The following is a 908-nucleotide window of genomic DNA, read 5'->3' as shown; positions in this document are numbered from 1 at the left end:
ACGCTGTCCGCGCGAGGCTTGACAAACCCGTCTGACCTACGCGCGGGGTGGTCAGAACGCCGCGCGTAGGCGTAGCGTCGCCACCGGAACAGGCCCTCGGTCGGCGTTGAAGCCCGGGTTGACGACAAGCTGCAGGTCGGCAGCGGCGTGCAGCCCGGGCGCGAGCCTGGCGTCGTAGAAGGCTTCGAATACCGCTTCAGGCGCGTAGGCGAGGCGCCCATCGCCGAGGATGAAGCCGGACCCGCCCGCGGCAAGGAAGCGCCGCTGCGGCCCGTGCAGACCTCCAAGGTTGAAGGCCAAGCCCACCGTGTCGGCGAATCGCTCCCAGCTCCAGCCATTCACCGAGATGCCGGCTGAAACGGACCAGTCCATCTCGGTAAACATGAAGTTTGCGTGCCGCCATCGTTCCAGCCGAGCCGCGCGAAAATGCCGAGCGAGTCATTGACCTGCTGCTCCCAATTCAGCGCGAGCATCGCCTTGGTTCGGTAGGCACGGAGGCGGTCTGTATCGGTCACCCCCTGTTGCAGGGCCCGGGTGAGGTCGTCGTAGCGCGCCCCCCGCACGCGGGACGCTCCAAGGAGCAGCCGCAACGCGCCGGGATAGCGGCCTGCCCACCAGAAGCGGTCGAGTTCGCCAATCACTTGCCAGCCCCGCCCGACACGCTCATCGAGCTGGTCGCCCCCCTGGCTGCGGGTGACCTGGAAGGCGCCGAGCCGAGTGGCCCAACGGCCGTTCTCCCATTCCACCACCGCGCCATGCGTGTAGCCCGCCGGGTCGCTGGCGAAGTCGAAGGCGCCGGCGCCGACCAGCGCGTAATTCAGGAATTGCGTGCGCGGTTCGTGCGCATATCTGTTGTTGTCAAAAAAGTCCCAAACCGCGAGCTTGCCGAGCGTGATGGTAATGCGCTC

Annotated in this window: 2 protein-coding genes; both read right to left on the bottom strand. The window is 67.0% G+C overall.

The genetic code is table 11. From position 1 onward, the window contains the following. Window positions 1-51 precede the first annotated feature (51 nt). Window positions 52-384, bottom strand: coding sequence for a carbohydrate porin (locus Q7A36_RS40205; protein ID WP_305109392.1), 333 nt, complete (start codon window positions 382-384; stop codon window positions 52-54). Further along, window positions 339-908 (bottom strand): carbohydrate porin (locus Q7A36_RS40200; protein WP_305109391.1); only part of this gene is annotated, 570 nt, incomplete at its 5' end. The genes Q7A36_RS40200 and Q7A36_RS40205, both read right to left, overlap by 46 nt.

The organism is Paracraurococcus lichenis (assembly GCF_030657435.1).
Classification (GTDB): Bacteria; Pseudomonadota; Alphaproteobacteria; order Acetobacterales; family Acetobacteraceae; genus Paracraurococcus; species Paracraurococcus lichenis.
The sequence above is the reverse complement of the archived record's forward strand: the minus strand, read 5'-3'. Positions and strand labels throughout refer to the sequence as shown.

Excerpts from the sequence above, each read along its gene's own strand:
- Q7A36_RS40205 (WP_305109392.1), bottom strand. The coding sequence starts at position 384 with ATGTTTACCGAGATGGACTGGTCCGTTTCAGCCGGCATCTCGGTGAAT.